Origin of the sequence: Hallella mizrahii (genome assembly GCF_009695775.1) — a bacterium.
GTDB classification, from domain to species: Bacteria; Bacteroidota; Bacteroidia; order Bacteroidales; family Bacteroidaceae; genus Prevotella; species Prevotella mizrahii.
Genome location: NZ_VUNG01000029.1, coordinates 41,984 through 48,224 on the forward strand (window position 1 = coordinate 41,984; position 6,241 = coordinate 48,224).

The window sequence follows — 6,241 nt, forward strand, 5'->3', positions numbered from 1 at the left end:
TGTGTCTTGCTTACGCGGCTTCTTTACGCTTACTTAGAGCGCCACAGTCCGTGGAGGTTGCAATACTCACGGGCATAGACGTTCTTGGCGTCGGTCTTGAACTCAGCCACCGGCTTGTCGCTCGGGGTGAGGTATTTGCGCAACACCTCATTGTTGTCGGTGATAAGCTCGATGAACTGGATGTAGTGAGCCTCTGTCATGGGGTGCTCCACCTCACCTACGGTGACGCGGTATCCGCCTTCAATCTTCTCTACGACGGGCACGTGCTTCTCTGTGGCAGCGTCGGTAGTGTTCTCCTTGAGCTGCTTGAATCCGCATACGTCCTTGTCGGTGGGGACGATAACCTCTACGATGTTGCCGCACTCTGCGCACTTATATACTTCGTTTCTTTTTGCCATAATGTTTTGTTGTGTTAAATGTTGTTTGACTTTAAATCATTCACAAAGATAACATTCTTTTTTGGAAGAAGCAAATTATCGGGCGGTGGCGGTGCGTGTTTTAGGATATTTTTGCTAAATGCTATTGCTTCTTGTCTTTTTCGGCAATGCACTCCATCTCTACCAACCATTGCGGGCGGCACACCTTGGCGTGGAGCAGTATGTAGGGAATGCCGGGATGGTGGTTGTCGAGATAACGCCCTACTGTCTCGCGATCAGCAAAGTCGCGCAGATAAACGGTGAAGTGGCGGATGTCGCTCATCTGTGCTCCACCGTCGGCAAGCAGCGCACGGATGTTGTCTAAAAGTCGAGCGGTCTGCCGTTCCACGTCGCCGAGGTAGAGTACTTGCCCTTGCTTGTCGATGCTGGCCGTGCCCGAGATGTAGTAGATCTCACGATTGGGCAGTGTCAGACGGGTACCGCGCTCAAAGGCTACACCGTATTCATGGGTTGGATTGAGATGGTCGAGGGCTTGGAGATACTTCATTTGTCTGGGCTTCACGTCGGGCAGCGAGAGGAAGTCGATGGCCACGGTGGCATGGCGTGTTTGGGAATAACCGCCGATGCCAGTGCTGGCTATATAGTGGGTGTCGGCGGTAAGACCGTAGCGACGGAAGACATCGTTTCGTGCCCGCACCACACCGTCGTAGTTTACGTCGATGTCGGCAACGTAGATCCAGGTGCGCACGAGGTTGTCGCGAATGGTCATCTCGGTTCCTTGCAGGCTCTGGATGTATCGCTCAAAGAGGGTGAGTGTTTGTAGATAACTGCTCACGCCTTGCGCTTCTTCATCGCTGAGACGTAGGCTTTGGAACAGAAAGCCGTTGGCGTTATGCCCAGCTTCTGCCAGTAGGGCTATCTTACAGCCGTCGGCCGGTGCTTGCCCTATGATGGTGCAAGGATGCTGGGCGAGACAGTCTTGGTAGAGGGGAGAAGTCTTCAGCGTGTCGTATTGGTTGAGGATGTCGCTGAGAAATACTTTGCAGTAGCGGAGTTCGCCGGCGGTCTGCTGGTTGTCGTTCAGCCAACTGTCGAGTTGTTGTTTGATGTCGGCTGTCTGTTGCTCGAAACTGCCTTGTTGTTGTGCTTTGAAGATTTTGTATTGATTCATGATTCTAAGTTTTCTTTTGTCGGGTAGCTCTGGCATCTTGTGTTTTAAGCGTAGCTGTGCATGCCGCTGAGCAGATAGTTCACACCGAAGTACGTCATCAGGATGCTCAGGAAGCAGAATACCATATATATATGGTACGCGCGCGAACGAGCCAGTCGTGGCAGGCTTTGTGTGTGCAGGGCGATGGCATAGAGCATGAAGGTGATGAGTGCCCACGTCTCTTTCGGGTCCCAGCTCCAGTAACTGCCCCAACTGATGTTGGCCCAGATGGCACCGAGGAAGATGCCAATGCCTAAGGTGACGATGGCGGGATAGAGAAACACGCGGCTGATCACCTGCAAGGCTTCTGCCGTGCGGGGACGTATCAGTGCGGCAAGTCCGCAGAAGAAGGTGATGGAGAGGAAGGCGTAGCTCATCATCATGAAACTCACGTGGATGCTCAGCAGTGGAGAGTTGAGTACGGGCATCAGTGGGCCGATGGCCGGATCCATGAGGCTGATATGGCTTACAAGCAGAAAGAAGCCGGAGATGAGAAAACCGAAGGCACACATCAGCAGGCCAAGACCGTTGATGTGGGAGCGGCAGCGGTGATGCTCATCGTGCAGGTGGGACAAGTGGTCGGCTCCGCCCATGCTGATTGCTGTTTGCCCGGATAGCGGATGGATGCGGTCTGTACCTTTGGTGATGACGAAAACGAGAGCAAAGAACTGTGACATCCATGCCACGACAAGGGTAGTCTCGTAGCCATTGCCCAAGGGGATGGTTCCTGATATCTCCCAGCGCAGTGCCAGCACGGCGGTGAGAGCCAGCAATGAGAGAACCAGCAGGTTGCGCAGCCACAAAGCAGGTGACATTGTGATGCAATGGCATGTTGTCTGACAACTTCCGCCTCTTTGTTTCTTCGTGTTGCAATGCTTCTTGGTATCATCGTTGCGATGGCTGTGCCGTGCAAGGAGGACGACGGTCAGCATTCCCAGCGTGAGGTTGAGAATGAAAAGAATCGTGGTGTAAGGCAGTCGGTTGTAGATTTTTTCAGCAGTGAGTCTTGACTTTGAGGGCAGGCTGTTGCCGCCGTTGTGTTGCTGATACTCAGCGATGGCGTCCAGTGTACTGTTCACGGTGGAGAAGTCGCCGCGCCGGGCAACGACGAAGAGCGTGGCAAAGGAACGCCCAATGAAGTCGGCATCCTGTCGAGGCATCTCTTTTGGGAACCGCTCAAAGGGTGAGAACCACAGTGTGCGTTGATGGGAGAAGGTGTAGGGATAGAGCGTGAATGGGGTGCCCTGACGTAGCGTCATCATCATCTGCAGTTTGCAGTCGATGTCGGCGCAGGCTTTGTGGAAGGCATCTTTGTTGGTACCGTGGGCGTAGTCGTAGGCAGGTTGTCCTAAAATGTATTCTCCATTGCGGAAGAAAGCGTTCACGCTGGCATATTTTTCAAGGCCTAATTGTTGGCGCATCTCGCTGCTTTTAATGCAAATGAAAGGTTCTCCCGACCAGTCCTCAGAGAAGAAAGTCCAGCCCAGAAGCACCTGCTCGGCTGTATAGTCTTTATAACTGCGGCTGCCATGGATCTTCTGTACGAAGTCGAGGGCATAGGTCTCTACGGGACAGATACGGTCGTTGTACTCCATGAGCAGCTTGCCAAAGCGGTCGGCAGTCTCCCGTGGCACGCTGGTCTGGGCGTGACTGGTGATGGGGACTGACAGCAACAATATTAATAAGGTATTAGTAAGAACCGAGCTGCGCCTTGCTTGCGATGTATTATCCTTGCTTTTATTAACGGTGTCGCCCAAATGGGACAGCTGTCGGATACTGCGGCGGAACGTGCCCTTGGGGTCTATGAGCAACCAGAGCAATGAGAAAAAGAGCAGACCGTAGCCCGTGTAGGTGGTGGGGATACCCCAGCGGTCGCTGCTGACGCTGAGTATCGAGCCAAGGTTATCGGTGTCGTAGCTGGCTTGGTAAAAACGAATACCGTGGTAGACAAAGATCTTGTTCATCGACACTTGGGCATGGGTAACGGTCTTGCTGTCGGCGATAGAGAAGTGGGTGATGTAGTCTGAGGCAGCTGTGGTGCCAGAATGGTTGATTACGTCGAAGCGATCGAGTCGGACGACAAAGGGAAGAGGTTGGCTCTTGCTCTCAGTCATCGACACCATCTCGCGATAGCTGTCTACCGCTTCGCCTTGCCGCAGATGGATCGTACCGCTGAACGAGGTGAGGTGAGTGAGCAAGGCACCTAATAATATAATAAGGAGTGAGAGGTGGAGCAACACGATATTCCATTTCCTTACGTGCCGCTTAACGATATATGTGATTCCGCCTGCTGCCAACAGAGCCCACAACAGCGTGAACCACCATGCGCCATAGATGTGTTCATTGGCAAACGGCGTGCTGGTGCAATGCTCTACGACGGTGGCAACTGCCATTACACTGATAAGAAGCATGTAAAGGGAGAGAAGAGCTTTCTTGATAAACACCATGTTATTGATAATGAATTAAAACGACGATGATAGTATTAATATTGTGTTGGGCATCATGTGTTTCGGAAAAGAGAAGTCATGCGGCATGACGCAGGATCTCACGATTCCGTGTCATGGTCGCATGACAAAAACATGATGTTATATTGCTCGTAAGAATTTCACGACACAGTCGCGGTCTTTCTTGCTGAGCTGATAGAACTTCGCCGCAGCGAAGTAAGCCTGGCTGTTCTTGCTGTAGGCGTGCCACATGATGGCCTCCACCTCGTTACGTGCACGGCAGTCGTGGAGTCGGTCTTCGGCGCCTGTGTTGGCCAGCGAGAGTCCGCGTCCCCACAAAGGTGTGGTGCGGCACCAGCTGCCGTGGATATCGTTCTTCATGCACAGCTTGTGCTGTACGAAGTCAGAATAAGGATAAATCTTCTGATGTGGATATTTTGGCAGTGGTCTCAGACTGATGTTATTTGGACTCCAATAGTTGTCATCGCCGGTAGTCCACTGAGGACGGTGACAGTGGGCGCACCCCATGCTGATGAAGAGCTCCTTGCCACGCTGTACGTCGGTATCGTTGAGATCGCGGGCACGGGGAATGGAGAGTCCGCGGTGCCATACCATGAAGTTGTAGAACTGGTCGTCGCTCATCTCTGCCTGGAACTTATGCCAAGGGTTGTCGAACTGGTTGGTACCGGGTCGCAGTAGGTTGTAGACCATGTGCTGTACGCTGTCGCGTGAGCCGTCACCATAATAGGGTGAAGTCGGATCGGCCATGATCGCCTTCAGCACGCTTTCGTTTTCCGACATAGCCTTGGCCCAAGCATTGGTGGTATAGAGATAAGGACGGTCGGAACGCGTCACGTTGGTGATATTCCACACGGCGTTGGCACCGGGGCCATCCTGCAGAGATGCACGGGTGAGGGCATAGGTGAAGCGCTTGAGCATTTTCTCGACAGGCTGTCCTTTAGAGTCGGTGCCGGGGACAGTGAACTTATACCAGGCACTGGCTGCCATGTCGTTGGCTCCTTTGTCCCAAAAGCTTGGGTTCAGCTCCACACCGACAGCAGCTTCTTCCTTATATTGTGCGATGATAGAGTCTTGTGGAATGGCATCGATGAGGCCTGTGCCGATGACGCCAATGGTCGATTCCAGTCTGACAGCATAGTTGGTAGGCTTCGGGTTGGTGTTGAAGGCACTCTCAGGAATCGTTACCTCAGGATAGATAAGGTCGTAGGTTTCGCCGTCGGGAAACTTCATTGGCAGTCCTGACTCCATGGCGGTGACGTGCTTCCACTCTATTCTTATCTGACTGCCGTCGACAGGTGGCAGGAAGGGTGCATTGGCGAGGGTCTGCGGCATGCCCGTGACCTCAGAGATATAGGCACCGTCGTTGCTGCCCTCTGACGTAGGATGGTAGATAGCCAGCAGATAACCGTTGCCATAAGTCGAAGGATAAGAGGTCTGCCGCTTGCCGTGGCCGTAGCCTGGGTGACAGTCAATGCACGATGATCGCAGGTAAGCCGGTCCGAGTCCTTTGAAGGGCTCTGTATTGTCAGTGAAGTTACGTTCAAAGACAGCCTCACCGAGTTTGAAGGCCAGCTCCAGTTTTTCATTGTCTACCACGACGGGTGTCTCGTCTTCGTAGCAACCTTATGTCTTTGTTAGTTATGTTTTCGTTACATATCCCGTACTTCTTTACAGGAAGAAAGCCTCGTAGGCGATACCTATGTTCAAGCTCGGCTCGTTGTTGTACTGGCTTTTGAGGAAGCGGTAGGAGTAGTCAGCCTTGATGGCAATCTGCTTGATGGGGTAATAGTTGAAGCCGAAGGTCACGGCCTGCTTCTTTGTATATTCATAGGAGGGCTCACCTTTGGCCGGAATATAAGAGTTATAGTAGTCGTATCGGCCAAAGAAATAGAACTTTTGCTGGTCGACGTGCAGTTTCTGCATCTGTGAGAAGATGTCGTAGCCGGCTTCCACGCCGATGGCTACGGCATTCTTTCCCACATAGCTTTTGTCGTAGGGGGCATTGTTCGACGTGCGGTTGATCTTCACTATGCTCAGTGTCTTGGCGTCGCTCAGATAACCATACTAAAGTTTCCCACTTGCAAATAGCTCGCCCTTAAAGTCTTAAAAATCAAGAGAAAAGAGAAGGAATGTCCAAAAGTTTTTGTATCTTTGTAGTGCAAATAAATCATTGATACATAAACGATTAA

The 6,241-nt window shown here is 52.2% G+C and carries 4 protein-coding genes and 1 pseudogene; all 5 read right to left on the reverse strand.

From position 1 onward, the window contains the following. Positions 1 to 29 precede the first annotated feature (29 nt). The 5 genes and pseudogenes from FYJ73_RS10800 to FYJ73_RS10820 all read right to left on the reverse strand — a co-directional run bounded on the left by FYJ73_RS10800 (position 30) and on the right by FYJ73_RS10820 (position 6,080). Entirely contained in the window at positions 30 to 398 is a 369-nt protein-coding gene (locus FYJ73_RS10800; RefSeq protein ID WP_154534730.1) for a desulfoferrodoxin, read from the reverse strand. Between the two features lie 121 nt (positions 399 to 519). Continuing rightward, positions 520 to 1,548 (reverse strand): Rid family hydrolase, encoded by a 1,029-nt coding sequence (locus tag FYJ73_RS10805; protein ID WP_154534731.1) that lies wholly within the window; start codon positions 1,546 to 1,548, stop codon positions 520 to 522. A gap of 44 nt (positions 1,549 to 1,592) precedes the next feature. Next, positions 1,593 to 3,980, reverse strand: coding sequence for a cytochrome c biogenesis protein (locus FYJ73_RS10810; RefSeq protein WP_154534732.1), 2,388 nt, complete (start codon positions 3,978 to 3,980; stop codon positions 1,593 to 1,595). Between the two features lie 192 nt (positions 3,981 to 4,172). Next, positions 4,173 to 5,672, reverse strand: a pseudogene (locus FYJ73_RS10815) (di-heme oxidoredictase family protein); the annotation flags it as partial. A 48-nt stretch (positions 5,673 to 5,720) separates the two neighbouring features. Further along, positions 5,721 to 6,080: a hypothetical protein gene (locus tag FYJ73_RS10820; RefSeq protein ID WP_154534733.1), complete on the reverse strand. Its 360-nt coding sequence runs from the start codon at positions 6,078 to 6,080 to the stop codon at positions 5,721 to 5,723. Positions 6,081 to 6,241 lie beyond the last annotated feature (161 nt).

What these genes read in the sequence shown, in the direction of transcription:
- FYJ73_RS10800 (WP_154534730.1), bottom strand. Translation starts at nt 398, where the DNA reads ATGGCAAAAAGAAACGAAGTATATAAGTGCGCAGAGTGCGGCAACATC.
- FYJ73_RS10805 (WP_154534731.1), bottom strand. Translation starts at nt 1,548, where the DNA reads ATGAATCAATACAAAATCTTCAAAGCACAACAACAAGGCAGTTTCGAG.
- FYJ73_RS10810 (WP_154534732.1), bottom strand. Translation starts at nt 3,980, where the DNA reads ATGGCAGTTGCCACCGTCGTAGAGCATTGCACCAGCACGCCGTTTGCC.